The sequence below is a fragment of the Xenorhabdus sp. IM139775 genome (assembly GCF_028598745.1).
GTDB lineage: Bacteria > Pseudomonadota > Gammaproteobacteria > Enterobacterales > Enterobacteriaceae > Xenorhabdus.
Map to the genome: position 1 here is coordinate 1 of NZ_JAQRFK010000027.1, position 25,186 is coordinate 25,186.

At 46.9% G+C, this 25,186-nt stretch carries 24 protein-coding genes, 1 pseudogene and 1 riboswitch; of the genes and pseudogenes, 10 read left to right on the forward strand and 15 right to left on the reverse strand.

The features are described 5' to 3' along the window. A pseudogene (locus PSI17_RS08055) lies at positions 1-210 on the reverse strand (hypothetical protein); the annotation flags it as partial. Positions 211-250: 40 nt separating this feature from the next. On the opposite strand from PSI17_RS08055, the gene purH reads away from it, so the two are divergent. Further along, positions 251-1,849, forward strand: a complete 1,599-nt coding sequence (gene purH, locus PSI17_RS08060; protein WP_273551489.1) for a bifunctional phosphoribosylaminoimidazolecarboxamide formyltransferase/IMP cyclohydrolase — start codon at positions 251-253, stop codon at positions 1,847-1,849. Between the two features lie 43 nt (positions 1,850-1,892). Next, on the forward strand, positions 1,893-3,191 hold the full coding sequence (purD, locus tag PSI17_RS08065) for a phosphoribosylamine--glycine ligase (RefSeq protein ID WP_273551490.1): 1,299 nt from the start codon (positions 1,893-1,895) through the stop codon (positions 3,189-3,191). A 41-nt stretch (positions 3,192-3,232) separates the two neighbouring features. On the opposite strand, the gene PSI17_RS08070 is transcribed toward purD, so the two are convergent. The 5 genes from PSI17_RS08070 to hemE all read right to left on the reverse strand — a co-directional run bounded on the left by PSI17_RS08070 (position 3,233) and on the right by hemE (position 6,893). Further along, positions 3,233-3,967, reverse strand: a complete 735-nt coding sequence (locus PSI17_RS08070) for a DUF1481 domain-containing protein (protein WP_337927208.1) — start codon at positions 3,965-3,967, stop codon at positions 3,233-3,235. A gap of 41 nt (positions 3,968-4,008) precedes the next feature. Then, a complete protein-coding gene (gene hupA / locus PSI17_RS08075) occupies positions 4,009-4,281 on the reverse strand; it encodes a nucleoid-associated protein HU-alpha (protein WP_273551491.1) in 273 nt (90 codons plus the stop codon). A gap of 186 nt (positions 4,282-4,467) precedes the next feature. Then, positions 4,468-5,058, reverse strand: a complete 591-nt coding sequence (locus PSI17_RS08080; protein WP_273551492.1) for a YjaG family protein — start codon at positions 5,056-5,058, stop codon at positions 4,468-4,470. A 76-nt stretch (positions 5,059-5,134) separates the two neighbouring features. Then, positions 5,135-5,824: a deoxyribonuclease V gene (nfi, locus tag PSI17_RS08085; protein ID WP_273551493.1), complete on the reverse strand. Its 690-nt coding sequence runs from the start codon at positions 5,822-5,824 to the stop codon at positions 5,135-5,137. Positions 5,825-5,828: 4 nt separating this feature from the next. After that, entirely contained in the window at positions 5,829-6,893 is a 1,065-nt protein-coding gene (gene hemE / locus PSI17_RS08090) for a uroporphyrinogen decarboxylase (RefSeq protein ID WP_273551494.1), read from the reverse strand. Between the two features lie 328 nt (positions 6,894-7,221). Between hemE and dcp the strand changes: the two genes are divergently transcribed. After that, positions 7,222-9,426 carry a peptidyl-dipeptidase Dcp gene (dcp, locus tag PSI17_RS08095; RefSeq protein WP_273551495.1) on the forward strand — a complete coding sequence of 735 codons (2,205 nt, stop codon included), beginning with the start codon at positions 7,222-7,224 and terminating at the stop codon, positions 9,424-9,426. Between the two features lie 76 nt (positions 9,427-9,502). Here the strand turns inward: dcp and nudC are convergent, their stop codons facing one another. Next, the gene (gene nudC, locus PSI17_RS08100) at positions 9,503-10,270 is read right to left on the reverse strand and encodes an NAD(+) diphosphatase (RefSeq protein WP_273551496.1); all 768 of its coding nucleotides are present in this window, start codon (positions 10,268-10,270) and stop codon (positions 9,503-9,505) included. Positions 10,271-10,443: 173 nt separating this feature from the next. On the opposite strand from nudC, the gene PSI17_RS08105 reads away from it, so the two are divergent. The 7 genes from PSI17_RS08105 to thiH all read left to right on the forward strand — a co-directional run bounded on the left by PSI17_RS08105 (position 10,444) and on the right by thiH (position 17,017). After that, the gene (locus PSI17_RS08105; protein ID WP_273551497.1) at positions 10,444-11,106 is read left to right on the forward strand and encodes an HAD family hydrolase; all 663 of its coding nucleotides are present in this window, start codon (positions 10,444-10,446) and stop codon (positions 11,104-11,106) included. 108 nt (positions 11,107-11,214) lie between these two features. Further along, positions 11,215-11,339: riboswitch (TPP riboswitch) on the forward strand. Between the two features lie 135 nt (positions 11,340-11,474). Then, complete coding sequence (thiC, locus tag PSI17_RS08110; protein ID WP_273551498.1) at positions 11,475-13,466, forward strand: phosphomethylpyrimidine synthase ThiC; 1,992 nt, start codon at positions 11,475-11,477, stop codon at positions 13,464-13,466. 7 nt (positions 13,467-13,473) lie between these two features. Then, positions 13,474-14,136 carry a thiamine phosphate synthase gene (thiE, locus tag PSI17_RS08115; protein WP_273551520.1) on the forward strand — a complete coding sequence of 221 codons (663 nt, stop codon included), beginning with the start codon at positions 13,474-13,476 and terminating at the stop codon, positions 14,134-14,136. After that, a complete protein-coding gene (locus tag PSI17_RS08120; protein ID WP_273551499.1) occupies positions 14,130-14,915 on the forward strand; it encodes a HesA/MoeB/ThiF family protein in 786 nt (261 codons plus the stop codon). Before thiE ends, PSI17_RS08120 begins: the two co-directional genes overlap by 7 nt. After that, positions 14,912-15,112 carry a sulfur carrier protein ThiS gene (thiS, locus tag PSI17_RS08125; protein ID WP_273551500.1) on the forward strand — a complete coding sequence of 67 codons (201 nt, stop codon included), beginning with the start codon at positions 14,912-14,914 and terminating at the stop codon, positions 15,110-15,112. The genes PSI17_RS08120 and thiS overlap by 4 nt, the downstream gene beginning before the upstream one ends. A gap of 4 nt (positions 15,113-15,116) precedes the next feature. Continuing rightward, the gene (locus PSI17_RS08130) at positions 15,117-15,884 is read left to right on the forward strand and encodes a thiazole synthase (protein ID WP_273551501.1); all 768 of its coding nucleotides are present in this window, start codon (positions 15,117-15,119) and stop codon (positions 15,882-15,884) included. Next, on the forward strand, positions 15,881-17,017 hold the full coding sequence (gene thiH / locus PSI17_RS08135) for a 2-iminoacetate synthase ThiH (RefSeq protein ID WP_273551502.1): 1,137 nt from the start codon (positions 15,881-15,883) through the stop codon (positions 17,015-17,017). The genes PSI17_RS08130 and thiH overlap by 4 nt, the downstream gene beginning before the upstream one ends. Positions 17,018-17,218: 201 nt before the next feature. Here thiH and PSI17_RS08140 read toward each other — a convergent pair whose 3' ends face one another. The 8 genes from PSI17_RS08140 to PSI17_RS08175 all read right to left on the reverse strand — a co-directional run bounded on the left by PSI17_RS08140 (position 17,219) and on the right by PSI17_RS08175 (position 24,973). Further along, positions 17,219-17,758: a hypothetical protein gene (locus PSI17_RS08140; RefSeq protein ID WP_273551503.1), complete on the reverse strand. Its 540-nt coding sequence runs from the start codon at positions 17,756-17,758 to the stop codon at positions 17,219-17,221. A 212-nt stretch (positions 17,759-17,970) separates the two neighbouring features. Further along, the gene (locus PSI17_RS08145; RefSeq protein WP_273551504.1) at positions 17,971-19,005 is read right to left on the reverse strand and encodes a DUF6973 domain-containing protein; all 1,035 of its coding nucleotides are present in this window, start codon (positions 19,003-19,005) and stop codon (positions 17,971-17,973) included. A 96-nt stretch (positions 19,006-19,101) separates the two neighbouring features. Then, on the reverse strand, positions 19,102-19,395 hold the full coding sequence (locus PSI17_RS08150) for a hypothetical protein (RefSeq protein ID WP_273551505.1): 294 nt from the start codon (positions 19,393-19,395) through the stop codon (positions 19,102-19,104). 681 nt (positions 19,396-20,076) lie between these two features. Beyond that, a complete protein-coding gene (locus PSI17_RS08155; RefSeq protein WP_273551506.1) occupies positions 20,077-20,676 on the reverse strand; it encodes a DUF1349 domain-containing protein in 600 nt (199 codons plus the stop codon). Between the two features lie 14 nt (positions 20,677-20,690). Then, positions 20,691-21,842 (reverse strand): MFS transporter, encoded by a 1,152-nt coding sequence (locus PSI17_RS08160; RefSeq protein WP_273551507.1) that lies wholly within the window; start codon positions 21,840-21,842, stop codon positions 20,691-20,693. Between the two features lie 143 nt (positions 21,843-21,985). Further along, positions 21,986-22,639 carry an HAD family hydrolase gene (locus tag PSI17_RS08165; RefSeq protein WP_273551508.1) on the reverse strand — a complete coding sequence of 218 codons (654 nt, stop codon included), beginning with the start codon at positions 22,637-22,639 and terminating at the stop codon, positions 21,986-21,988. Between the two features lie 25 nt (positions 22,640-22,664). After that, positions 22,665-23,726, reverse strand: coding sequence for a zinc-dependent alcohol dehydrogenase (locus PSI17_RS08170; protein ID WP_273551509.1), 1,062 nt, complete (start codon positions 23,724-23,726; stop codon positions 22,665-22,667). Further along, entirely contained in the window at positions 23,720-24,973 is a 1,254-nt protein-coding gene (locus tag PSI17_RS08175; RefSeq protein WP_273551510.1) for a class-III pyridoxal-phosphate-dependent aminotransferase, read from the reverse strand. Before PSI17_RS08175 ends, PSI17_RS08170 begins: the two co-directional genes overlap by 7 nt. Positions 24,974-25,186: the final 213 nt, after the last annotated feature.

Consider the following 25,186-nt stretch of genomic DNA (forward strand, 5'->3'; position numbering starts at 1 on the left):
CGTTTGCTGCATTACACAGCAAAATGCCGCTTTATACCGATATATACACAGATTTATCCACATATCGATATTTTGATAAAATTTATCGAGCATCACGCAAACGTTTTCGTTACAATCTGCGAAGTAAAAATCACCCAGTGTTTTTTCAGATTGTTTTGAAATGTTATGGCAGAAACCATTTTTTCTATCAAATGAGTGGATTTTTCCCAATAACACATTCTGGTTTTATGAAATTCAAGGGATCACACCAATGCAACAGCTTCGTCCAATCCGTCGTGCCCTGCTGAGTGTTTCTGACAAAGCGGGGGTTGTTGAGTTTGCCAAAGCCTTATCCAATCGCGGTGTCGAACTGCTTTCAACGGGAGGTACTGCTCGTCTGCTGGCGGAAGCAGGATTGAATGTCACCGAGGTTTCTGACTATACAGGCTTCCCTGAAATGATGGATGGGCGTGTCAAAACACTTCACCCTAAAGTTCATGGTGGCATTTTGGGTCGGCGCGGGCAGGATGATGAAGTGATGGCACAACACCAGATTTCACCGATTGATATGGTGGTCGTTAATCTTTATCCCTTTGCCCAAACCGTGGCAAAACCAAATTGCTCTCTGGAAGATGCGGTAGAGAATATTGATATCGGTGGTCCAACAATGGTTCGCTCTGCGGCCAAGAACCACAAAGATGTGGCGATTGTGGTAAATAGCCAAGATTACGACAAAATTATTGGGGAGATGGATAACCACCAAAATTCACTGACGCAGTCCACCCGCTTTAACTTAGCCATCAAAGCATTCGAGCATACCGCCAGTTACGACAGCATGATTGCCAATTACTTTGGCAAGTTGGTTCCGCCATATTATGGTGAGACTGATCAGCCATCAGGACGTTTCCCTCGCACACTGAATCTGAATTTCATCAAAAAGCAGGATATGCGTTATGGTGAAAACAGCCATCAAGACGCGGCTTTCTATATAGAAGCAATAGAAGGCCAAATCGCGGAGGCTTCGATTTCCACGGCAACGCAGTTACAAGGCAAGGCACTCTCTTATAACAATATCGCGGATACCGATGCGGCACTGGAATGTGTAAAAAACTTCGCTGAACCTGCTTGCGTTATTGTCAAACACGCCAACCCTTGTGGTGTTGCGATGGATGCTGACATCCATACCGCCTATGACCGTGCCTTTAAGACCGATCCGACCTCCGCCTTTGGTGGCATCATTGCGTTTAATCGTGAACTCGATGCCAAGACTGCACAGGCGATCATTGAACGCCAATTTGTTGAGGTCATCATTGCGCCTTCTATTAATGAAGCCGCGCTGCCCATTCTGGCAACCAAACAAAATGTCCGTGTGTTGGCGTGCGGTGAATGGCATTCGCCGGTTGCCAACTTAGATTTCAAACGTGTCAATGGGGGTTTGCTGGTACAAGATCGCGATTTGGGTATGGTAAAAGAAAGTGAACTGGTTGTGGTATCCAAGCGCCAGCCAACGGAACAAGAGAGGCAAGATGCCCTGTTCTGCTGGAAAGTTGCTAAGTTCGTCAAATCCAATGCCATTGTTTATGCCAAAGAAAATATGACAATGGGTATTGGTGCCGGCCAAATGAGCCGTGTTTACTCTGCCAAAATCGCCGGTATTAAAGCCGCAGATGAGGGTTTGGACGTTCAGGGATGCGTCATGGCTTCCGATGCTTTCTTCCCCTTCCGCGATGGAATTGATGCCGCCGCCGCAGTGGGCGTGAGCTGTATTATCCAACCCGGTGGTTCCATCCGTGATAATGAAGTGATTGCGGCTGCCGATGAACACGGCATTGCCATGATCTTCACAGGTATGCGCCATTTTCGCCATTAACCACTTATGCCCCATGATTATGCCTTATTAATAGGAGCCTCAAATGAACATCTTGATTATTGGCAGTGGCGGAAGAGAACATGCCTTAGCCTGGAAAGCGGCACAATCACCCCTGGCAAATCAGGTTTATGTTGCACCGGGTAATGCGGGCACTGCGTTGGAAGCTAATTTAGAAAATGTGGATATTGCCGCGACAGATATTGAAGGATTACTGGCATTTGCCAAAAATCATGATATTGGCCTGACCATTGTCGGGCCAGAAGCACCATTGGTTATCGGTGTGGTTGATGCTTTCCAGCAGGCAGGGTTAACTATTTTCGGCCCGACAAAAGCGGCTGCCCAACTGGAAGGTTCCAAAGCGTTCACCAAAGATTTCCTGGCTCGCCATCATATCCCCACAGCGGCCTATCAAAATTTCACCGAAATTGAACCAGCCCTGGCTTATTTGGAAAAAATGGGCGCACCCATCGTGATTAAAGCCGATGGTCTGGCGGCCGGTAAAGGTGTCGTGGTTGCCACAACGATGGAAGAAGCCCAAAGCGCCGTCAAAGATATGCTGGCGGGTAATGCGTTTGGTAATGCAGGGCATCGTATTGTCATTGAAGAGTTTCTGGCAGGGGAAGAAGCCAGTTTTATTGTCATGGTGGATGGCAAGAATGTGGTGCCTATGGCAACCAGCCAAGATCACAAACGTGTAGGTGATGGCGATACCGGGCCGAATACCGGAGGAATGGGCGCTTATTCACCCGCACCGGTCGTCACGGATGAGATCCACCAGCGAGTGATGGAAAAAATCATTTACCCTACCGTGGCAGGAATGGCCGCCGAAGGTCATACCTACGTGGGTTTTCTTTATGCAGGATTGATGATTGATAAACAGGCCGAGCCGAAAGTGATCGAATTTAACTGTCGATTTGGTGATCCTGAAACTCAACCTATCATGATGCGGTTACGCTCTGATTTGGTCGAACTGTGCCTTGCCGGAGCCAAAGGCCAGTTAGGCGAAAAAACGTCGGCATGGGACGACCGTCCTGCCTTGGGCGTCGTGCTGGCAGCAGGCGGTTATCCGGCCAATTATGCCAAAGGTGACGTTATCAGTGGGCTAGTGCAGAAATCAGATGCTGATGAATCAGACATCGATGAAAAAGTCTTTCATGCCGGAACGGCTTTTAAGGATGAAAGTGTCATTACTGCGGGTGGACGTGTTTTATGTGTGACTGCCTTAGGTTGTGATATTGCTGATGCGCAAAAAAAAGCGTACCTGAGAGCCAGGCAAATCAATTGGGCAGGGTGTTTTTATCGTAAAGATATCGGCTACCGAGCAATCGCCCGTTTGAAATAGATCACGAAAAAGCTCAATCTAAACCGACGAAAGTGACAGAATTACAGCTTATCTTTCGTCGGTTCCCAACGACAAAAATCATCATTCGCGACCAACAACAGCTTATTTCCTGCGGGCGAATTCAGCCATGCAATCGTTAATAAACCAGCGCTGTTATTTCGCCTTTCTTCGAGCCACTTTTGAGCATGAAGCCCAAATTCAATCGCTAATTGTGTTCCTGAACAGGTGGTCACTCGCCCATCCTGCCAATGTCCTTGTAATAACTTCACCTTATCGGCAATTAAAGCGTCACTGGTTTTTTCTATCTGCGTGGCATCAGATTTCAGACGATCCACATCATCATCGGATAGCGGTTCATTACGCTTTTGCAATTGCCGCAGTTTAAAAATGACAGCGTTATCTTGGGCGATACGTAATGTTTCTACGATTGGCGGATTATCGAACACATTGCGACGGATTTGCCACAAGCTGCCATGACGATATTCGTAAAAAGTCACAATGGTGTCTTTATTACGGCTGCTTTTATCGTGATAAGAAGTATCGTTATAAGAAGTGTCGTTGTAAGAGGTATCGTTGTAAGCGTTATCATAGTAAGGACTGTAAACACTCATGATAACCTGAGGCTGACTGTTTTGGTCATCCAAACGCCATAAACGGATAACACCGCTGTCAGTGACAAAACCACTGGCGCTGAAAAGGGGGGGGTTGGGCTGAATCGAACAGGCGCTGAGCAAAGAGACGAACCCTAATGCTAACAGCCCCTGTAGAATCAACAAAAGGGGTTTATTTTCCCCTCTTATTTTTTTTCGCAATTCGATTACTTAACTGCGTCTTTCAGTGCCTTACCAGCGGAGAAAGCAGGTACGTTTGCTGCTGCGATTTTAATTTCGTTACCAGTTTGTGGGTTACGACCAGTACGTTCTGCACGGTGGTTAACTTTGAAAGTACCAAAGCCTACCAACTGCACTGCATCACCATTTTTCAGCGATTCAGTGATTGCGTTCAAAGTTGACTCCAGCGCCGCTTTAGCCTGAGTTTTAGTCAGGTCTGCACCTGCTGCAATTGCATCAACCAATTCAGTCTTATTCATAGATTATCCTTACAGTGTGTTTATCGTTTGCAAAGCATCGAGTGCGACGGATATGCCGATTTGACAGCACCCCTGCATACACGCACCGATAGCCACTTCTTTTCGCCCTCCAATGTAGAACAGAGTGAGGGCAAATGTGAAGCCTTTTAAATACGGCAAATCAAGCACTAAGTCACGTTTTATGAGTTACTGCTCCAAATTTATGCCGATATTGCTCACCCCCGCTTCACGGAGATCAGCCTTTAATCCTTTAATTAATTCGATGTCCCGTTCTTCGCAATCTGCCAACAAACGGTAAATCTCCCATTGAATATCCCATTCTTCCTCAATGGCCGGTAATACTGTTAATTCATCCTCGGTCATTTCTCGACTGGCTTGCGTCATTTCCAGCATAGCAACAGTCCGGATGGATATTTCACTGACGGCTATTGCATGTTCTAACGTCGAGCCACTCAAACGAGAATGAACGACTTCACCCAATGCAATGCATGCATCAATCGCTGGATACACACCATAAATATCATAATCTTCTGATGATGGGATAATGGCTTCCAATTTTTCCAGCTGATTATCAAAATTCACTTTTGCATCTTTAACGACCAAAATTTCCCACACGAGATCCATAATGCGGCGATATTGTGCAGGGTCTGCAAACCCGCTCTGGAGACAAAATACCTGATAATTTGGATACATCCGCTCACATAGACTAGCCATAAAAGTCAAATGTTGCCAACTTTCGAGTTTCTCCAACCTCAGGTGAATCGGGTTTCTTAACATTGGTCGTTACTCATGATGCCTAATTTGCGTCGAAGTTTACCTGAAAATCAAGAATATCCACACTTTTCCGCCACAATTATAGATTTTTCTGCATTGTTTGCCTAAAAAACAGTCTATTTGAGGCAATCCCATCCGCCCAACGGGTCGGTTCAGGTAGTTTATATCCCCTCAGACACTGCTCAACCCAAAATACAGCACTGTCAGTACTGACCCGATGTCCGAGGGAAATATAGAGAGGATTACATCTTTTTTTGCTTCTCAATACAACACCGACCTGCTCGCCGTGATCCAGCAACGGCTGACGATTTCCCTGAATATCACCTACTTGTGCATGTTCACCACACAAACGGCTTTTCGCCACCCCAATAGTGGGAACATCGGCTAATAGCCCAAAATGACTGGCAATACCAAAACGCCGGGGATGGGCAATGCCCTGACCATCCACCATCACCAAATCAGGCCTCAGGCTTAATTTTTGCCATGCAGCCATCAATGCAGGATATTCACGAAATGAAAGTAAACCGGGGATATAGGGAAGCAGCGTATCAATCCTGGTAATTTGGTATTCGGCCACTTCCAATGAGGGATACTGCAAAACCACCATGGCGGCACGCGTCACCGTACCGTTTTGTTCAAACCCAACATCAGCGCCCGCAATGAACTTTGGCGTAAAATCGGGCGTAAAAGAGGCAGAAAAAGCATCATGGCGGATAACCTGCCGTGACTTCTCTCTCTGTTCCTGACGCAATGCCTTGGTATCAATCATAGGATCATTGATGGTATTTTACTGAAAGCCGGTGTACTGCTTCGACGAATGCACCTGCGTGCTCCGGCGGAACATCCTGATGAATGCCATGCCCCAAATTGAAAACATGCCCGTTACCCACACCAAAATCTTGTAAAATTGTCGAAACTTCTTCTTCAATTCGAGCCGGCTGGGCATATAACATGGAGGGGTCCATATTGCCCTGCAAAGCGACCTTATCGCCAACCCGCCGACGCGCATCCGCCATATTCGTTGTCCAATCCAAACCCAGCGCATCACAACCTGTTGCTGCCATCGCCTCAAGCCACTGCCCTCCCCCTTTGGTGAACAGGGTCACAGGCACACGACGCCCTTCATGTTCACGGATCAATCCATCCACGATTTTGTGCATGTATTGCAGGGAAAATGCCAGATAATCGCGATGGGACAAAACGCCACCCCAAGTATCGAAAATCATGACAGACTGGGCACCCGCTTTTATCTGCGCGTTCAAATATAGAATAACGCTGTTTGCCAATTTATCCAGTAACCTATGCAATGCCGCAGGCTCTGTATACATCATGGCTTTAATTTTGGTGAAAGCCTTGCTGCTTCCGCCCTCAACCATATAAGTTGCCAATGTCCACGGGCTACCCGAAAAACCGATCAAAGGAACTTGCCCTGCCAGTGCCTTGCGAATAGCACGTACTGCATCCATCACATAGCCCAATTCCAGTTCGGGATCGGGCACAGGTAATTTTTCTACATCAGCAGAATTCTGGATCGGAGAATGAAAACGTGGCCCTTCCCCCGTTTCGAAGTAAAGCCCCAATCCCATCGCATCAGGGATCGTCAAAATATCGGAAAACAGGATAGCGGCATCCAGGGGAAAACGGCGCAAAGGCTGGAGAGTGACTTCACAAGCCAATTCCGTGTTTTTGCATAACGAGATGAAATCTCCCGCCTCCTGACGTGTCGCTTTATATTCGGGTAAATATCGACCTGCCTGACGCATCATCCAGACCGGTGTGATATCGACAGGCTGACGCAATAAGGCACGCAGATAGCGGTCGTTTTTCAACTCATTCATGACAAGCTCCCTTGATTATCAACAAAAAGCGCTCGCATGATAACACGTCGAAAGCCGAACTTCCGTCGTGACAGTCAACAAATAAACCCATTCCGCCATAACAAACAACATCAGATAAAAAAATACGGACAGAATCACAAAACCCAAGACAAAGGCTATGCACACTGGCCCTCCGCTCCCATCATGTTACATTAATGTTGCGCATATGTTTTGCGAAGGCAGGGGAATGGTTCCACAGGCGCATAAACCATGTGACTGGGATGAACGAGCGCAGCCAACAACGCTGCAACTTGAATGACAACGTCGCTACAAGAAGGAGTTTCGATTGATGCGTTTATCCACTTTAGTACTGGCTATTGGCTTGGCACTAGGCACTCAGGTACAGGCCGCAGAAAATAAACTGGGATCTGATCATACGAACATATCACGTGATCAGGTAAAGGAGGTGAATGTGAACGATAAAGCTAATCCACAGCAATACCAGCACAAAAATCCGTTCTTCTATCCGAGCGTACTCCCGTTTCAGGCACCTCCATTCAATAAGATAAAAGAAACCGACTATGCACCTGCGATAACTGCCGGTATTAAACAGAAACTGAAAGAGGTAGAGGAGATCGCCAATAATCCCGCTCCGCCTGACGTTGAAAACACCTTTGTCGCTCTGGAGAAATCAGGCGCAATATTGACACGGGTGATGAACGTATTTGGGGCGATGGCATCAGCAAATAGCACTGACGGATTGCAAAAGCTGGATGAAGAAATTTCACCAAAACTGGCAGCGATAAATGATGAGATTATGCTGAACAGTAAACTGTTTAACCGTATCAAAGCCGTTTACCAGCAACGCGGGGCGCTGAATCTGGATCCGGAATCGCTCCGGTTGGTGGAAATCACTTATCAAAACTTCGAGTTAGCAGGGGCGAACCTGTCTGATGCAGATAAGGCCAAGTTAAAAGTGTTGAATCAGGAAGCCGCAACACTCAGTACTCAGTTTACCAACAAATTGCTGGCGGCAACCAAAAATGGCGCGTTGAAAATTCAAGATAAGGCCAAACTGGACGGATTGTCCGCTGGCGAAATGGCGGCGGCAGCGCAGGCCGCCAGTGAGCGTAAACTCGATAAGCAATGGCTGTTGGTATTGCAAAACACCACCCAACAACCGAGTCTGCAAGCTCTGAAAGATCGCGATACACGTCAGGCGTTATTTGAGGCATCGTGGAACCGAGCCGAAAAAGGCGACGATAATGACACACGTCAAACCTTGGCGCGGTTAGCGAAGATCCGTGCTGAGAAAGCTAAACTGCTGGGTTTCCCGGATTATGCCTCGTGGAAACTGCAAGATCAGATGGCAAAAACGCCTAAAGCCGCCTTGAAATTTTTGCGTGACATCGTACCGTCGGCCACTGCACGCGCTGAACGCGAAGCCAAAGATATTCAGGCGGTGATTGACCAGCAAAAAGGGGGCTTCAAACTGGAAGCCTGGGATTGGCCGTTTTATGCCGAGCAGGTACGCAAAGCAAAATATGATTTGGATGAATCACAGATTAAACCGTATTTCGAACTGAATAACGTCCTGAAAAATGGTGTGTTCTATACGGCCAATCTGCTGTATGGCATTACCTTTAAAGAACGCAATGATATTCCGGTTTATCATCCCGACGTCCACGTGTATGAAGTTTTCGATAAAAACGGGCAGCCATTGGCGTTGTTTTATACCGATTACTTTAAGCGCGACAACAAACGAGGTGGCGCCTGGATGAGTAATTTTGTCGATCAGTCAAAGCGCTTCGGCACCAAGCCGGTGATTTACAACGTCGCCAACTTTACCAAACCGGCGCCGGGCCAACCCGCACTCTTGTCGTATGATAACGTGATCGCCCTGTTCCATGAGTTTGGCCATGCCTTGCACGGCATGTTTGCCACTCAGGAATATCCGAGCCTGTCCGGTACCAATACCGCCCGTGATTTTGTGGAATTTCCATCACAATTTAATGAGTATTGGGCGCGTGATCCCAAGGTGTTTGCCCATTACGCCAGGCATTACCAAACCGGTGAAGCCATGCCACAAGCATTGGTGGATAAGATCAACAAAGCGGACAAATTCAACAAGGGTTATAGCATGACCGAGCTATTGTCAGCCGCGTTGTTGGATATGCACTGGCATATGCTGGCCGCTGATCAGCCACAACAGGACGTGGATAAGTTTGAAGCCGCAGCTTTGCAACAAGACAACATCCATCTCAGCTACGTGCCGCCACGCTATCGCTCCAGCTACTTCAACCACATTTGGGGTGGAGGTTATGCGGCCGGTTATTATGCTTACCTGTGGACGGAAATGCTGGCAGACGATGCTTTTGACTGGTTTACCGAACATGGGGGCCTGACGCCAGAGAATGGCCAACTTTTCCGCGATAAGGTGTTGTCACGGGGTAATAGTGAAGACTTGGAAAAGCTGTATATCAACTGGCGCGGTAAGCCGCCGAGTATTGAGTCTCTGCTGAAACACCGGGGCTTAAAGGAACAAAAACAATAAGGTGTATTCCCTGAAAGATTGAGAGTGACCCGTTCTGATATGGGTCACTCTCATGCTTAATACGGTCGTGGCAGGACTAGCCACGACATAACGCCACCGTATCTTCAATTAAACGGCGGGCAATCGTATCCGGGGGTGGGATCAAGGGCAGGTTATCATAACGATGCCAATCGGCACTGATCAGTTCAACGGGGTCAATATTGATTTCGCCGCTCTCATAATCGGCCAGAAAGCCGGTCATCAATGAATTGGGGAAAGGCCACGGTTGGGAAGCGACATAACGCAGGTTACGGATCTTAATGCCGCTCTCTTCCATCACTTCACGATGCACCGCCTCCTCCAGCGTTTCCCCCACTTCAACAAATCCGGCAAGCACAGTATGGACACCATTGCGGTGGCGCTGATGCTGTGCCAGCAAAATATGGTCATCGCGGCGGATGCCGACAATAATGCTGGGGGCAATTTGTGGATAGTAACGTTCATGGCAATGGTCGCACAAACAGGCCCATTCATGCGGGCTATGCTGCATCTCATGACCACAGTAACCACAATAGTGATGCGAACGATAAAATTCAGCCAGTTGGGCACCCCGCCCGACCAATTGAAATAACTGAGCATCCCGATCAGCAATTAAACGGGGAGAGGCCATATCAGAAGCCATTTTCTGCCGAACCAACCAGACCGTTTCTCCCAGCCACTCGCCGATCGGTTGCGCCAAATGGCCTTGCAATGCCCATTGGTGAGCCGTGCCTAAAGGTAACTCTCCCTGTGGTAGCCAAACCCGATTTTCAAGACTGACAATCCACCAGCCGTGTTCCGTACCTACCAGTTTTTGTTGCATCATTTGTCCCATCATGAGTTATGTGATTATTCCCATTATGCCCAAAATCCATCTGCCCAAAATCAACACAAGCAAAGCATACGCCTTTTTATCTTATTTCGTCTTCAATCTTGTTATATTAACCACGGTTACACATGCTATTCCTCTGAATACCCTTCCTAAAAGGAGTTACAGTAATGTCAAAACAAATCGCTGTGTTTGATCTGGATGAAACGCTGATTTGTGGGGATTCCGGCCGGCTATGGACGGAATATCTATGGGAAAAAAGAATAATTACCGACCCTCGCTTTATAGAAGCAAATCAGAAAATGATGTCTGATTATTGTGCGGGTAAACTGGATATGCAGAAATATCTGGCATTCAGTTTACAGGCACTCGAACACATTCCCGCTGAACAAATCGATATCTGGTTGACCGATTTTGTAGAAACCAGAATCAAACCGATTTTTTATCCCGCCGCCAAAGAACAATTGGATCTTTACCGACAACAGAACATCCCAATCCTGATTATTTCCGCAACTGTTTCTTTCGTGGTCAAAAAAATCGCTGTGGCATTGGGTATACCGACCGCCATAGGCATTGATATGGTGATGAAAGAGGGTTGCTATACCGGCGAAATCCAGGGTACGGCGTCCTTCCGTGAAGGCAAAGTAGCCCGCTTGCAGCAATGGCTCGACGAACAGAACTTATCATCACAGCATATCTCCTTTTATACGGATTCGATGAATGACTTACCAATGTGTTTATTTGCTGACGAAGTCGTGACCATTAACGCCGATAATAAACTGCAATCAGAAGCTGAAATACACGGTTGGAAACAACTGCATTGGTTTTTATAAGAAAACAGGTAAAAATAAATCGTAGCTTGAGATTGCAGTTTTAGATTGTCGTTTTAGGTGACAGTTTTCGGTTGTAGTTTTCACAATCCCCTTTATACTCTGGGGTGTTTTTTCTTGTCGGAGTGCCTAGCGTTCAGCGTATATCACGATGGACACAGGCTGAGACCGTTTATTCGGGATCCGCAGAACCTGATCGGGCTAATACCCGCGAAGGGAACAAGAGTAATCACCCCGCTGCCGGTATGAGTAATATAAGTCAAATACCCACCAGCACCAGCCATTACTCCCTGCGAGCTCCAGACAAGCAATTTTCTCAACTTAAGCCTGATCAACAATGAAACAGGCGATAACACAGTCAGGAATTTGCTATGTCTAAGTCCAACGATATCGTTATTTCTAATGCCATTATTCCAACGGCGGATATCTCGCCAAAAGCCCATCCCGCAAGGCCGCGTAAGGCTCAGAGAGATGCTGCACAGGCATTTATCAACGCCGTTCAAGGTGTCACTTTTCCCAACTCAAAACGCATTTACCTTGCAGGTTCACGTCAGGATATTCAAGTGCCTATGCGTGAGATCCAACTTTCTCCCACATTAATCGGCGGCACAAAAGAGCACCCCCAATTTACAGAGAACGAGCCGGTTCCCGTTTATGACACATCCGGCCCTTATGGTGATCCGGCTGCCGTACTGGATGTCACAAGGGGATTACATCCCATCCGTCAACCGTGGATTGATGAACGCAATGATAGCGAGCCTGTTTCTGTCCTCAGTTCCGACTTCACCCAGCAACGCCTTACCGATGCCGGATTGGATCACCTGCGCTTTCATCATCGCCCACATCCACTGAGCGCTAAACCGGGCAAGTGTGTTACCCAATTACACTATGCGCGCCAAGGACTCATCACCCCGGAAATGGAATTTATCGCCCTGCGTGAAAATATGGGACGCGAACGCATTCGCAGTGAAGTCTTGCGCCAGCAACATGCCGGGCAAAATTTTGGTGCAAACTTACCGGAAAACATCACTCCCGAATTTGTTCGCCAAGAAGTTGCCGCGGGTCGTGCGATTATTCCCGCCAACATTAATCATCCTGAATCCGAGCCAATGATTATTGGCCGCAATTTCTTGGTGAAAGTGAATGCCAATATCGGTAACTCCTCCGTCACTTCGTCCATTGAAGAAGAGGTGGAAAAATTGATTTGGTCTACCCGCTGGGGCGCAGATACCGTGATGGATCTCTCCACCGGGCGTTACATTCACGAAACCCGCGAATGGATACTGCGCAACAGCCCGGTTCCCATTGGCACCGTACCGATTTATCAAGCGCTGGAAAAAGTTAACGGCATAGCGGAAAACCTGACGTGGGAAATGTTTCGCGATACCTTGCTGGAACAGGCCGAGCAAGGTGTGGATTATTTCACTATTCATGCCGGTGTACTGCTGCGTTACGTGCCGATGACCGCCAAGCGTCTGACCGGCATTGTTTCCCGTGGTGGTTCAATCATGGCGAAATGGTGCCTGTCCCATCATCAGGAAAATTTTCTCTACACCCATTTCCGCGAAATCTGTGAAATTTGTGCTGCCTATGACGTTTCCCTCTCTTTGGGGGATGGATTGCGTCCCGGCTCCATTCAGGATGCCAATGATGAAGCACAATTTGCCGAACTGCATACGCTCGGTGAATTGACCCAGATCGCATGGGAATACGATGTTCAAGTCATGATCGAAGGGCCGGGGCATATCCCCATGCAACTGATCCGCCGCAATATGACCGAAGAGCTGGAGCATTGCCACGCAGCCCCCTTTTATACCCTAGGGCCACTGACGACCGATATCGCGCCGGGTTATGACCATTTCACCTCCGGCATTGGTGCCGCCATGATTGGCTGGTTTGGCTGTGCCATGCTCTGTTATGTCACGCCCAAAGAGCACCTCGGTTTGCCTAACAAAGAAGATGTCAAACAAGGTCTGATTACTTACAAAATCGCAGCCCATGCCGCTGACCTTGCCAAAGGCCATCCGGGGGCGCAAATCCGCGACAATGCCATGTCGAAAGCCCGTTTTGAATTCCGTTGGGAAGATCAATTCAATCTGGCGCTGGATCCTGACACCGCCCGCGCTTATCACGATGAAGCCTTACCGCAGGAATCAGGCAAAGTCGCCCACTTCTGTTCCATGTGTGGGCCAAAGTTCTGCTCAATGAAAATCACCCAAGACGTGCGTGACTATGCGGCAAAACTGGAACAGGAAGCGGGTATGGAGCAGATGTCAGACGCATTTCGTTCCCGTGGCAGCGAGCTTTATCACAGTGCAGAGGAGGTGGCGCATGAAAAGCCGGCTCATAAAAAGTCTGCCTGATATCCCAATGCGACCCTTAGCCCCTTTCGCCCCGACAGTGCACCGGCTGGGGCTTTATCCGGTGGTGGATTCCCTGACGTGGATTGAGCGGTTACTGGACGCCGGTGTCAGCACCCTGCAATTGCGCATCAAAGACCAGACAGAAGAACAGGCAGAGCAGGAGATCCAGTCTGCGATTGCACTTGGTCGCCAATATCACGCCCGTTTGTTCATCAACGATTATTGGCGTCTGGCGATCAAGCATCAAGCCTACGGTGTTCATTTGGGACAGGAAGATCTGGATATCGCCGATCTCAATGCCATCCAGCAGGCCGGATTGCGGTTGGGTATTTCTACCCACGACCCACAAGAGTTAGCGCGGGCAAAATCCCTGCGCCCCTCTTATATTGCCCTTGGGCACATTTTTCCCACCGCGACGAAAGAGATGCCCTCATCACCACAGGGCCTTGATGCCCTGAAGCAGCAAGTGGCGATCACGGCGGAATATCCCACCGTCGCCATTGGCGGCATTTCGCTGGAGAAAGTGGCTGATGTCGTGGCAACGGGCGTGGGTGGCGTGGCGCTGGTCAGTGCTATTACAAAAGCGCAAGACTGGCGGCAGGCAACGGCCAGATTACTTCATTTAGTTGAAGGAAAAGGTGAAGGAGAGGCTCGGGGGCTTTTATGTTAAACGATCAAGAATTTATGCGTTACAGCCGCCAGTTATTGCTGGAGGACGTTGGCCCCGAAGGGCAGGAGAAATTAAAAGCCGGCAAGGTGCTGATTGTCGGCCTTGGTGGATTAGGTTCACCGGCAGCGCTCTATCTCGCGGCGGCAGGCGTGGGACACCTTTATCTGGCCGATGATGACGAGTTGCATATCTCAAATCTGCAACGCCAGATTCTCTATCGCACCACCGATATTCCGGCCAATAAAGCCGCACTAGCGGCAAAACAACTGGCTGAACTGAACCCGCAAATCAATATCACGGTGCTGACCGGGCGGCAAGATCGCGAGTCGTTGCTGAGGGTTGTCAATCACGTCGATCTGGTACTGGATTGCTGCGACAATATGGCCACCCGCCATGCCATCAATGCGGCCTGTATTGCCGAAAACACGCCCCTTATCAGCGGCAGTGCCGTCGGCTTTAGTGGGCAACTGCTGGTATTGACGCCCCCTTACCAACACGGTTGCTATGCCTGCCTCTATCCCCATCAGGAAGAGCCTCAACGCAATTGCCGGACGGCCGGTATCTTAGGCCCGATCGTTGGGGTGATCGGGACACTGCAATCCTTGGAAGCCATAAAAATGCTGGCCGGTCTTCCTTCTTCCTTAAACGGAAAACTCCGGCTGTTTGATGGCAAACAGCAAAGCTGGAGCACACTACAGCTTGGCCGCTCCCCGCAGTGCCCAATTTGTGGCGTTATCAGGCAACCCGATAAAAAACAGTCAGGAAAAGAGGTCGTATGAACATTATCGTTAACGATCACCCCATGACACTGAGTGCCCCCATGACAGTGCAACAATGGCTGGAACACATAAAACACACTCAGTCAGGTACGGCTTTAGCTATCAATCAAACCATTATTCCGCACTCAGAGTGGCATACCCAGCAGATTAATGACGGGGACACGATCTTGCTGTTTCAGGCCATTGCCGGAGGTTAATTTTATGTTAAAAATTGCAGGTGTTACCTTCCAATCCCGCCTGTTTACGGGAACGGGCAAATTTGCTCATGCAGGATTAATGATTGACGCGATCCGCGCTTCCGGCAGCCAACTGGTCACCATGGCCATGAAACGCATTGATCTCCACGGCCATGACGATGGGATCCTCGCCCCCCTGCAACAGTTGGGTGTCAAACTCTTGCCCAATACTTCCGGGGCTAAAACCGCAGGGGAAGCCATCTTCGCCGCTCACCTCGCACGGGAAGCGCTGGGAACCAACTGGATTAAGTTAGAGATCCACCCCGATGTCAAATACCTGCTGCCCGATCCCATTGAAACATTGAAAGGCGCGGAACAGCTCGTCAAAGAGGGATTTATCGTTCTGCCCTATTGTGGCGCTGATCCCGTCCTGTGCCGCCGGTTGGAAGAGGTCGGCTGTGCTGCGGTCATGCCACTGGGTGCGCCCATCGGCTCAAATAAGGGGTTACTGACTCGTGATTTTCTGCAAATCATCATTGAGCAAGCAAACGTGCCCGTTGTGGTGGATGCCGGGATCGGCGCACCCAGCCATGCGCTGGCAGCCATCGAAATGGGCGCTGATGCGGTGCTGGTCAATACCGCCATCGCGGTTGCCCGCAATCCGGTTAAAATGGCTCAGGCCTTCAAAACCGCCATTGAAGCCGGCGAACTTGCACATCAAGCGGGTGTGGCAAGCCAGAAATCCCATGCTGAGGCGTCCAGCCCGCTGACCGATTTTCTGGGGGCGCTATGACAAGCACGACGCCAAACCGCACATTTAGCCAGCGCTGGCAACAACTGGATTGGGATGACATCACACTGCGCATCAACAGTAAAACATCACAGGATATTGAACATGCCCTAAACCGCGATCGCTTGACGCTGGATGACTTTATGGCTTTGCTCTCCCCTGCTGCACTGCCTTACCTTGAGCCACTCGCCCAGCGTGCCCAACAACTCACCCGCCAGCGTTTTGGCAATACCGTGGGATTTTTTATCCCACTCTATCTTTCCAATTTGTGCGCCAATGACTGTACTTATTGTGGTTTCTCCATGAGTAATCACATTAAGCGCAAAACGCTCAATGAACAGGAGATTGAAGCAGAATGCCTCGCGCTGAAAAAACGGGGGTTTGAGCATATTCTGCTGGTCACCGGGGAACACCAAAACAAGGTTGGCATGGACTATTTTCGTCGCTCTCTTCCCCTGATCCACCGCCATTTCAGTTCGGTTTCAATGGAAGTCCAGCCACTGGCGCAAGAAGAATACGCAGAGCTGAAAACCTTGGGATTAGATGGCGTGATGGTCTATCAGGAAACCTACCACCAACCCAGTTATCAATTACATCATTTAAAAGGCAAAAAGCAGGATTTCCACTGGCGGCTGGAAACACCGGAACGCCTTGGGCGAGCGGGCATCGACAAGATTGGGCTAGGTGCCTTAATTGGGCTATCCCACCATTGGCGCACTGATTGCTATATGGTGGCTGAACACCTCTTGTTCCTGCAAAAACAGTTCTGGAAGAGTCGTTACTCCATCTCTTTTCCTCGGTTGCGCCCCTGTGCCGGCGGTATCGCCCCGGCTTCTTTAATGAATGAAGCCGAACTGGTACAACTGATTTGCGCATTCCGCCTGCTGGCACCGGATGTCGAGCTTTCCCTTTCCACCCGTGAATCACCGTACTTCCGTGATCACGTTGTCCCGCTCGCTATCAACAACATCAGTGCCGGTTCAAAAACCCAACCCGGTGGTTATGCGGATGGGCATCACGAGCTGGAGCAATTCGCGCCCCACGACAATCGTCCCGTTTTTCAGGTCGCCGAAGCCCTAATCAAATCCGGTTTGCAACCCGTTTGGAAAGATTGGGATCACTATTTGGGTCGATAGCGCTTAAGTCGATCGCTTTTTGGTATGCGGCAACCGCGGCATACCTTTCTATCTTTCCATAATGAGCAAAAAAAGGGGCGTAATAGGAAAAAATGCCATTAATGCACATTATAGAAACCAATAAAACAAAAATAGTTACAAACTCGACAGAATTTTGAACTATTTTCGATTGAAAGTCGCTACAATTACAAGAAAAAACTCTTATTTTTTATAAGGATTACTTTTTTCCGATTGATTTTCATTTGCAGGCGAAATCCCATAAAGACGATTGTGTTTTCTCGATAGGCTCTGGTATTTTTTTATAATTAACTGACTATTTTCTTTGGTTAGAAAGTAATAAATCGGAGCATTATCCTTGGGATAATAACTTGCAAAATGAGGAAGCACCTGATTTTTGTCGCGATAATCCAGATCAGGGAAATATTCCTCAGAATACACAATATGATTGTCTTTAATAAAAATATACTTCACCCCGACATCAACAAACTGATAATGAACACCGATAGCCTCATCGATAAAATTCTTATCAGCCCCTACGGGAAAAACATAAGCACGATCCCAGCGAAATGGTGTTAATTTATATAAATCCACTAAACAATCTTGATCCATTGGACAATTAGCATCACCATAAGAAGCAATCGCCTCTTTAACATCCCATTTATAAAAAAAAACAAAATAAATAAGGAAGAACACAGCAAATGTTATTAGAGCAATAGGTAATTTTTTATTCCTGAATGACATCTTCAATTTCTCTTTGCAACATAGATTTTCAACCCTATTTCTTAGGTTACCGTAAAAACTCACTGATGAATAATTATTTTTCTGAAAATCCTGACACACTGTTATATGATACGCATATTGTTGCTTTAAGTATAGTAATCAATTGTTATTATTTTCATTTACACATAATAAACACCCCGCCACAAGCAGCGGGGATATTAGATACTAAGAGATTATTTCATTCCATTTTCATCCACTTTTTCATACACAGATTTCATATAATTATATTGATGATCATCAAGTTTTGCTTTTACCACTTCATAACCACTGGAATTTTTGAGGGCAACGTATAGGCCTTCTTTATGGTAGATTTCCAAAGTGGCAAACGCCAATGCCTTCATAGACGTTGTATTAGAGTTTAGACCAATCCTTCGACCTATCTCATTATTAAGCAGATCAACTGTTTGATCCGCTTCGTCGGGAGTTGCAAATTGCCGGATATTCAGATCAATGCGCGGGTTTACTTCATTGGCATACCCGACGTGTTTAGCAATTTTTTCTCCATATCGGGCAGCCAGAGTTCCTTGCCAGATGGTATGGCGAAATGCATTGACTTGTCTATTGCCATCCTCCCGGTCAGCAAATCCGCCTAGCTCTTCTTTGCCCTGTGTTGCAAACCTAACCGCGTTAGTACTGATGTTTGTCGAACCTTGTCTATAATGGCCAATTTCGAGCGCCACCTTTGGGTGCATCTTGGCAAAAATTGTAAGCTTTATTGCAGGCGGAATGGCTGTGTTCTGCCCGTCATGAAAGGCATCATGCATTTCCGTTCTGGATTTTTCCAGATCTTCGTTGATGCGTTTTACTCTTTTTACTTCTCGGTCAATGCCTGCACGTAATTTATTTTTCAGGTTATGGTAATACAAAAATGTATTCCTGATAGCGTTTCGATATGCATTGTAGTATTCCCTCATTGACTCTTGCCTAGATGGACTTACACTGTAATGAAAAGATTCATTATCCCATATTTGCTTAGCCTCAGACAATAATGTATCTAATTCCTTCTTATTTCTTATCTCGATAATATATGTATCTTTAAAAATACCGTAATCTTGCGTGTATGTTTTTTTATAATGAAAGGCATCTGGATTGAGTAGTGTTAATCCCTCCGGTGTACCGAAAATAGCCGCAAGTGCTTTATTCATTGCCACCACTGCATTGTTAGATTTTGCTTTTTGAAATTCTGCGACATAACTCTGATATGCCACAATCTCTCTCAACGTCATGTTTTACAAACTTTTTTTCACCACTTGAGGATTTTCAGAAAGCTGTTTTTCCAACCCGGAAATAATATTTTCTAATTTTTATTTTTTCTCCTGATTAAAGTCAGGAATAGTTTTCATAATTTCGTCAGGATTTACGGAATCGATTTTTATATTAAAATCACCAATATTTACGAAAGGAAGATCAACGAATTTCATATCGTCAAAAATGGCATCCGATCCCCAGTTAATTGGTACATCAATAAAATCTTTCAGTTCAGGGGCAGCAATTCCAGGAATAGTCGAAGTGATATTTCCTTCAAAGTGTATAAGATTACCATTCTCGTCTGGAATAGAAACCTCAATAGGCGAATAGTTGTTAGGTAAAAAACTCATAATATTTTCCTTATAAAGGATAAAAATGACACCCCAAATTAAATGAGGTTATGGATTAAATAGTGCAAAATGAATTCACAATAATTTTCAAAATTCTTTTTAAAGGATTTTGAGTGTTATAATTAAAATCCATTATTTTTGACACAGGGATATTATAAATATTATTATTTATTTTAATATCAAAGAGATTTGTGTGGCATATACGACAAGACCGCTAATTCCAAGTTTAATGGCGAGATCGAATTTAATGAAGGTTATTTCGGGGAGCCAAGCCAAGAGTAATGTGGTCAGGGTAAGAACGTTAAAGGCTGTTTTTTGAACGGACTGAGCAAATAAAACACTGACTGATATTTTAACAAGACCGAATTGAGTGATATTCACCCCAGACTTGATTGTATTGCATACAAATTAAGCTCGGAAAACGTTCGCGCTCGAACCAGCAGGAGTATTGAACACAAATTTACGGTTTAACCTCCACTGATACATTTAAAACCGTAACTTCCTACTCAGAATCACCTGCCCTTATTTTCTCTTATTTTAAGAAAAAGAAGGTCAGTAAGTAGCGTCAGCCGGGGAAGTTACAAACAGTTTCTCTTTGGCCTAAGTTAGCCAAAGAGAACGAAAGTATCCGTATCATTGATAGATGAAGTTAAAACAAACTTGCATCTGGAGATTTAATGACTAACTCAAATCATGCAGGTGCTTTTTCAACGATGACGTTAAGCTGAAATCTGAAAACCTCACCTGTAACCCTTCACGCTCTGGTGAACAGCACATCGCCCCGACAAAGATACGTTGATGATGGTCAATCGTGAAAGGAGACAATCTCAGTAACGGCCATGTCACGCCATCGGTGGAATACTGCAACCTGATTGCCCCGTCACTGTAGGTCAGCCGTAACCAAAACTTATCGGGATTACCGGGGAAAATCCCCATCGCCCAGTCAGAACACCCATTGGTCAATACACTGCCGATCGTGGCCTGCCCATCAGAATGTTCAAGCCCGGCTTTTAGCCAATGTTGCTCATCCACCAATAACATCACACCCGCCTGATCATATAACTGTTCAAACTGGCCTTCGATACAAAACTGGAAAGTAAAACCGTCTTCAAGTTCAAAATCATTGACATAACCACCAAATACATGGCCACTATGACGCTGAAACCCATACCATGTATCACGCCAGAAATCGGTTTTCTTATCCGTCGTGACATGAAGTTCATTCTCCTGACACCGCCATGAAGCAGGCTCATTCAACCAATGACATTGCTGCAAGTTCATTAATATTTACCCTGTTATTTTCTGGTAGGATTAATCAAACCATATCCCGCTAATAATGAAAGGGAAAGCAAAGCAATACAGGCAAAAGCACCGTGCAACGTTACCTGATGTGCCAAACCGCCAATAATGGCCGGCCCTAGCAAAATCCCTGAATATCCCATCGTAGAAACGGCAGAAACAGCTAACGCATCAGGCATCACTTTTTGCTGACCTGACGCGGTGAAAAACATCGGTGCCAAGTTGGATAACCCTGCCCCTATCATCAGGAACGAAATGCCCAACTGAATCGGGCTGGATGCCAGATAGATCAGAACAAAACCTGACGTCCCCAAGATCGCGCTACCCAAAAATACACGCTGATATCCACATGCGGCAATGATTTTATCGCCCAAAAACCGCCCCGCCGTCATGGTAATGGCAAAAAGCGTATAGCCAAAACCCGCCTGATGCGTGCTCATGTTATGCACACTACTTAACAAGATCCCGCTCCAATCCAGCATAGAACCTTCCATTAAGTAAACGACAAAACAGAGCGTGCCAATCAGGATCACAATCCCACGCGGCAAAGCAAAAAATGGCGTGTCCCCGGCTTCAGAGTCATCCGACATGCCATTCCATGTTGGCAATAATAGCAGAATAACGAAGACCCCGACGGCGATGGTGACGTGTAACGGCGAGATCCCCAAAAACAACAATAAGCTGACCGTGCCGGCTCCCGCCATTCCCCCTAAACTGAACAAGGCGTGAAAGCCCGACATAATCGGTTGATGCACCCTTTTCTCAATATTGACCGCATGGATATTGATCACCACGTCTGTCGCCCCGATGCCCATGCCGAACACAAACAAGGCACAAGCCAGTGTCAGTGGTGTCGAGAACACACTCAGCCCCGGCAATATCAAAACAGCCAACAAAGCAAAAAAGGTAAAAACTTTCCGGCAGCCAAAGCGGGTCGCCAACATACCCGCAATTGGCATCATAATGAAAGAACCAATACCGAACACCAGTATCAGCAACCCCATTGAACCATCATCCAGCCCAAGTCGTTCCTTTACCAGTGGGATCAGCGGTGCCCAACTCGCAATACTGAATCCCGCAATAAAAAACGAAATTCGCGTTGCCATGACAGGCGGTTTTATTGAAGCGACTGCATATTCTTCAGACAACTTAATTCCTCCAAGCCATACCCTTTAAACAAGATATTTCAAACCCTACCGTTCAAACCCTATTCTTTAAATCCTACCGCCTTCAAACAATGCCTTCCGCCTGTTCTGACGGAAGGCACCCAATATCGTTCTTCAACAAGACATCACGCGATATTAATCCCTGAAAACTGGGGAATATCGGTTAACCTCTCAATAATACGGGAAGCCTGCCCATACTGCTCTGCCACCGACAAAGCATGGGGCCAGGCATATACCCACGGAATACCCGCCTGTTTTGCTGCCGCAATCCCCAAATCAGTATCTTCAATCACCAACGTTTGCCGAACATTCATCTTCTTCAATTTCAGCATAGCCAAATAAGGATCAGGGAAGGGTTTCGTTCTTTCCACATCATCGCCAGAAATCAAGGCTGGTGGTTGATGGAGATCCAATAAGCCAAGGTTTGCCAAACACACATCACGCGGCGCGGTAGAAACAAACCCAAATTGAGTCCCATTTTGTTGCAAGGCCGCAATCAGGCCGGTAATGCCCGGACGCAAGTAATGCGCGGACAATTTTGCCTGATAACGGGCAATAATTTTTTCGCTAATCCCTTGCTGCATTGAAGGAGGAAGGCCAACCTCATCCAACGTTTCCGCCAGACTCAGCCCGATCAATTGCTGAGGTTGGATATCACTGAGTTGAACCGGTGCCTGTTCTCCCACATCACCTAATACATCAAGCAATACGTCAAAATGCAGTTGCTCACTATCGACAATGACGCCGTCGATATCAAAAATCACATTGCATCTATTCATCGAAATCGTCCTTCAAAACAATTCATTATTTTAGGTCAGAAATACGAATCAATACCTTACAGTTTGGCGTCGTGAGAGGAACTTGAGTTTTCGATGCAATATCACAACCGACTGTCAGAAAAGCCTGTTGATAATCCTTGAAATCAAAGACCTGACTGATAAAACGCTTCACCGGGATCACACCATCGCGGATCATGGCATAGGCACGTTCAAAACTGTTATTCAGTGAATCAATGGAACCTATCACGGAAAGACTTTTATCGGCAATTTTCATAATGTCCAGATTGGCCTGTTTGTCTTTCAGGGCAACATTCAGCAACTTCCCACCCGGTGCCAGATGGTCGAAAATATATTCAGTCAACTGCCCGGTCGTATCCACGCACAAATCAATCCGAGCCGAGGCATTACCGTATTCCTGCATCAGTGCTTCATCAAAGTCAGAATACAGCGGGCATTCAGGCGGCAAATTATTGCTTGCAAACTGAATGCGGCTCTCATTTTTTTCGACCATAAAGGCTTTTACGCCCCGTTCATACAGCGCCCAAATGTACAACATCCCCATCGGGCCAGCCCCTGCCACCGCCGCACGAATATTCGTATGGGTGATCCCCAGCTTATCCACCCCGGTTAAGGTGCAACTGAGTGGCTCAGTCAGCGAGGCTTCCTCCATACTGACATGATCATCCAGCCTGATAAGCAAATTTTCCTTTGCCAAATATTGACCTGCAAACGCGCCGTCATAGGAAACCCCGGCTTCCGTTCCCAGTTTTCTCTCACAATGATTGGGACTTCCCGTCTGGCACATCCGGCAATGCCCACAAAAGTAAGTCGGGTTGACGACCACACGATCGCCGGCCTGAAACTGAGTCACTCCGCAGCCAACCTGAGATACCACGCCAGTGGTTTCATGACCCAGCGTGGTGCCGGGAATTGCAACAGGGTAAGCCCCCGTGATAATGCCCACATCCGTGCCACAAATCCCACACACGGCAATATCAACAACAACATCATCGGGTTCAATACAAGACAAGGCTTCAACCGGCTGAATTTCAACATCCCACGTTTGATGATATTTCAGTGCTAGCATGATACCGCCTCCTTACGTGCCTGCGCGGAAGTCGTTAATTCTGCGAAAGTCAGATCCAGTTTATGCAGAATTTCCGCCAAATGTGCTTGTGTACAAATCAGGGGTGGGCGAACTTTAATTGCCCTCCCTTTACCATAGCGGGAACCGCGCACGATCAAGTGGTGGCGGTTGGCAGCGGCAATCACTTGTGCGGCAAAATCTGGGGTCGGGGTGTCGAAGCCATACATATACCCCACACCTCTCACTCCCGTGATCTCCGGATATTGACGCTGTAATTTCAGCAAACCATCGCGCAAGTAGGCTTCATTTTGTTGCACATTTTCCAAAACGTGATCATCTTCAATAATATCGATAACTTCGTTGAGGGCGACCAAAGAGAGCGGATTGGCACCAGAGGTACTGGAGTGTTCGAATGATTCCAATATATCCAGTGAGTGACGCATCAATACGCCCCCAGTGGGAATGCCCATACCACCCGCCCCTTTGGCGAAAACGATGATATCTGGCTCCAGTTCTTTGGCATACCCCGTCGATGCGAAGAACGTCCCTGTACGGCCAAAACCCGTCTGGACTTCATCCGCAATAATGATGATGCCATGCTGACGGCAAATTTCCCTGATCTTGCGGTAGAAAGACACCGGGAAAACGGTGTTTCCGCCATTCCCCTGAATCGGTTCAATAATCAGACATGCAAGATTGTCATTAGAACCTAATTGAATAAACTGCTCCAGATCGACAAATTGATCTTCACTCGGTTGTGGTTGCCCTGACAGGACGCTGGCTGGCGTAGGAATTTTTATCGATCCATCAATATTGATATGGAAATCTTTAATTCTGAATGCGTTACCCGAAATCTGAGCGGTTGCAAGAGATTGCCCATGATGGGCAAGAAAGAGCGAAATAACGCCTGAGCGTCCCGTCGCTTTTTGCGCTATACGGATAGCGCATTCAACCGCACCCGATCCAGAAACATCGCGCAGCCAGATACGATCGACGCCTTCAGGTGCATGTTTAACTAATTTACTCAAAATATATTGTGACATTTCACGTGTATAAGCCGAACTCAAATGGGTACACCTATCAATCTGTTGTTTGAGTTTTTCTGCAATCCGATCATTGGTATAGCCGAGCGGCAAATTAAACGTACCTGATGCCGCATCAATATACTTTTCACCATCAATGATCAAATAAGGGCCTTGACCAATAAAGCGAGAAAGCATGCCTTCAAGATGGTTTCTACCTTCCATATTACTCACCACTATTAGTTATATTAAACAAAGAGTTTTATTAAACAAAGAGTTATATACACAACGAAAAACATACCTACTGTGATGAGACTAGATTAAGCACATTAAAATTTTATTTCGATCACCCCAATGCCATAAAAAATATTAAGCAAATTTAAAATTTAATTTATATTTGAAAAATCATATATTTGTTTATTAATATTCATTAATTAT

Bases quoted from the DNA above. Each gene is read 5' to 3' on its own strand.
- purH (WP_273551489.1), top strand. From the start codon at position 251: ATGCAACAGCTTCGTCCAATCCGTCGTGCCCTGCTGAGTGTTTCTGAC.
- purD (WP_273551490.1), top strand. From the start codon at position 1,893: ATGAACATCTTGATTATTGGCAGTGGCGGAAGAGAACATGCCTTAGCC.
- hupA (WP_273551491.1), bottom strand. From the start codon at position 4,281: ATGAATAAGACTGAATTGGTTGATGCAATTGCAGCAGGTGCAGACCTG.
- PSI17_RS08080 (WP_273551492.1), bottom strand. From the start codon at position 5,058: ATGTTAAGAAACCCGATTCACCTGAGGTTGGAGAAACTCGAAAGTTGG.
- nfi (WP_273551493.1), bottom strand. From the start codon at position 5,824: ATGATTGATACCAAGGCATTGCGTCAGGAACAGAGAGAGAAGTCACGG.
- hemE (WP_273551494.1), bottom strand. From the start codon at position 6,893: ATGAATGAGTTGAAAAACGACCGCTATCTGCGTGCCTTATTGCGTCAG.
- dcp (WP_273551495.1), top strand. From the start codon at position 7,222: ATGCGTTTATCCACTTTAGTACTGGCTATTGGCTTGGCACTAGGCACT.
- nudC (WP_273551496.1), bottom strand. From the start codon at position 10,270: ATGATGCAACAAAAACTGGTAGGTACGGAACACGGCTGGTGGATTGTC.
- PSI17_RS08105 (WP_273551497.1), top strand. From the start codon at position 10,444: ATGTCAAAACAAATCGCTGTGTTTGATCTGGATGAAACGCTGATTTGT.
- thiC (WP_273551498.1), top strand. From the start codon at position 11,475: ATGTCTAAGTCCAACGATATCGTTATTTCTAATGCCATTATTCCAACG.
- thiE (WP_273551520.1), top strand. From the start codon at position 13,474: ATGCGACCCTTAGCCCCTTTCGCCCCGACAGTGCACCGGCTGGGGCTT.
- PSI17_RS08120 (WP_273551499.1), top strand. From the start codon at position 14,130: ATGTTAAACGATCAAGAATTTATGCGTTACAGCCGCCAGTTATTGCTG.
- thiS (WP_273551500.1), top strand. From the start codon at position 14,912: ATGAACATTATCGTTAACGATCACCCCATGACACTGAGTGCCCCCATG.
- PSI17_RS08130 (WP_273551501.1), top strand. From the start codon at position 15,117: ATGTTAAAAATTGCAGGTGTTACCTTCCAATCCCGCCTGTTTACGGGA.
- thiH (WP_273551502.1), top strand. From the start codon at position 15,881: ATGACAAGCACGACGCCAAACCGCACATTTAGCCAGCGCTGGCAACAA.
- PSI17_RS08140 (WP_273551503.1), bottom strand. From the start codon at position 17,758: ATGTCATTCAGGAATAAAAAATTACCTATTGCTCTAATAACATTTGCT.
- PSI17_RS08150 (WP_273551505.1), bottom strand. From the start codon at position 19,395: ATGAGTTTTTTACCTAACAACTATTCGCCTATTGAGGTTTCTATTCCA.
- PSI17_RS08155 (WP_273551506.1), bottom strand. From the start codon at position 20,676: ATGAACTTGCAGCAATGTCATTGGTTGAATGAGCCTGCTTCATGGCGG.
- PSI17_RS08165 (WP_273551508.1), bottom strand. From the start codon at position 22,639: ATGAATAGATGCAATGTGATTTTTGATATCGACGGCGTCATTGTCGAT.
- PSI17_RS08170 (WP_273551509.1), bottom strand. From the start codon at position 23,726: ATGCTAGCACTGAAATATCATCAAACGTGGGATGTTGAAATTCAGCCG.
- PSI17_RS08175 (WP_273551510.1), bottom strand. From the start codon at position 24,973: ATGGAAGGTAGAAACCATCTTGAAGGCATGCTTTCTCGCTTTATTGGT.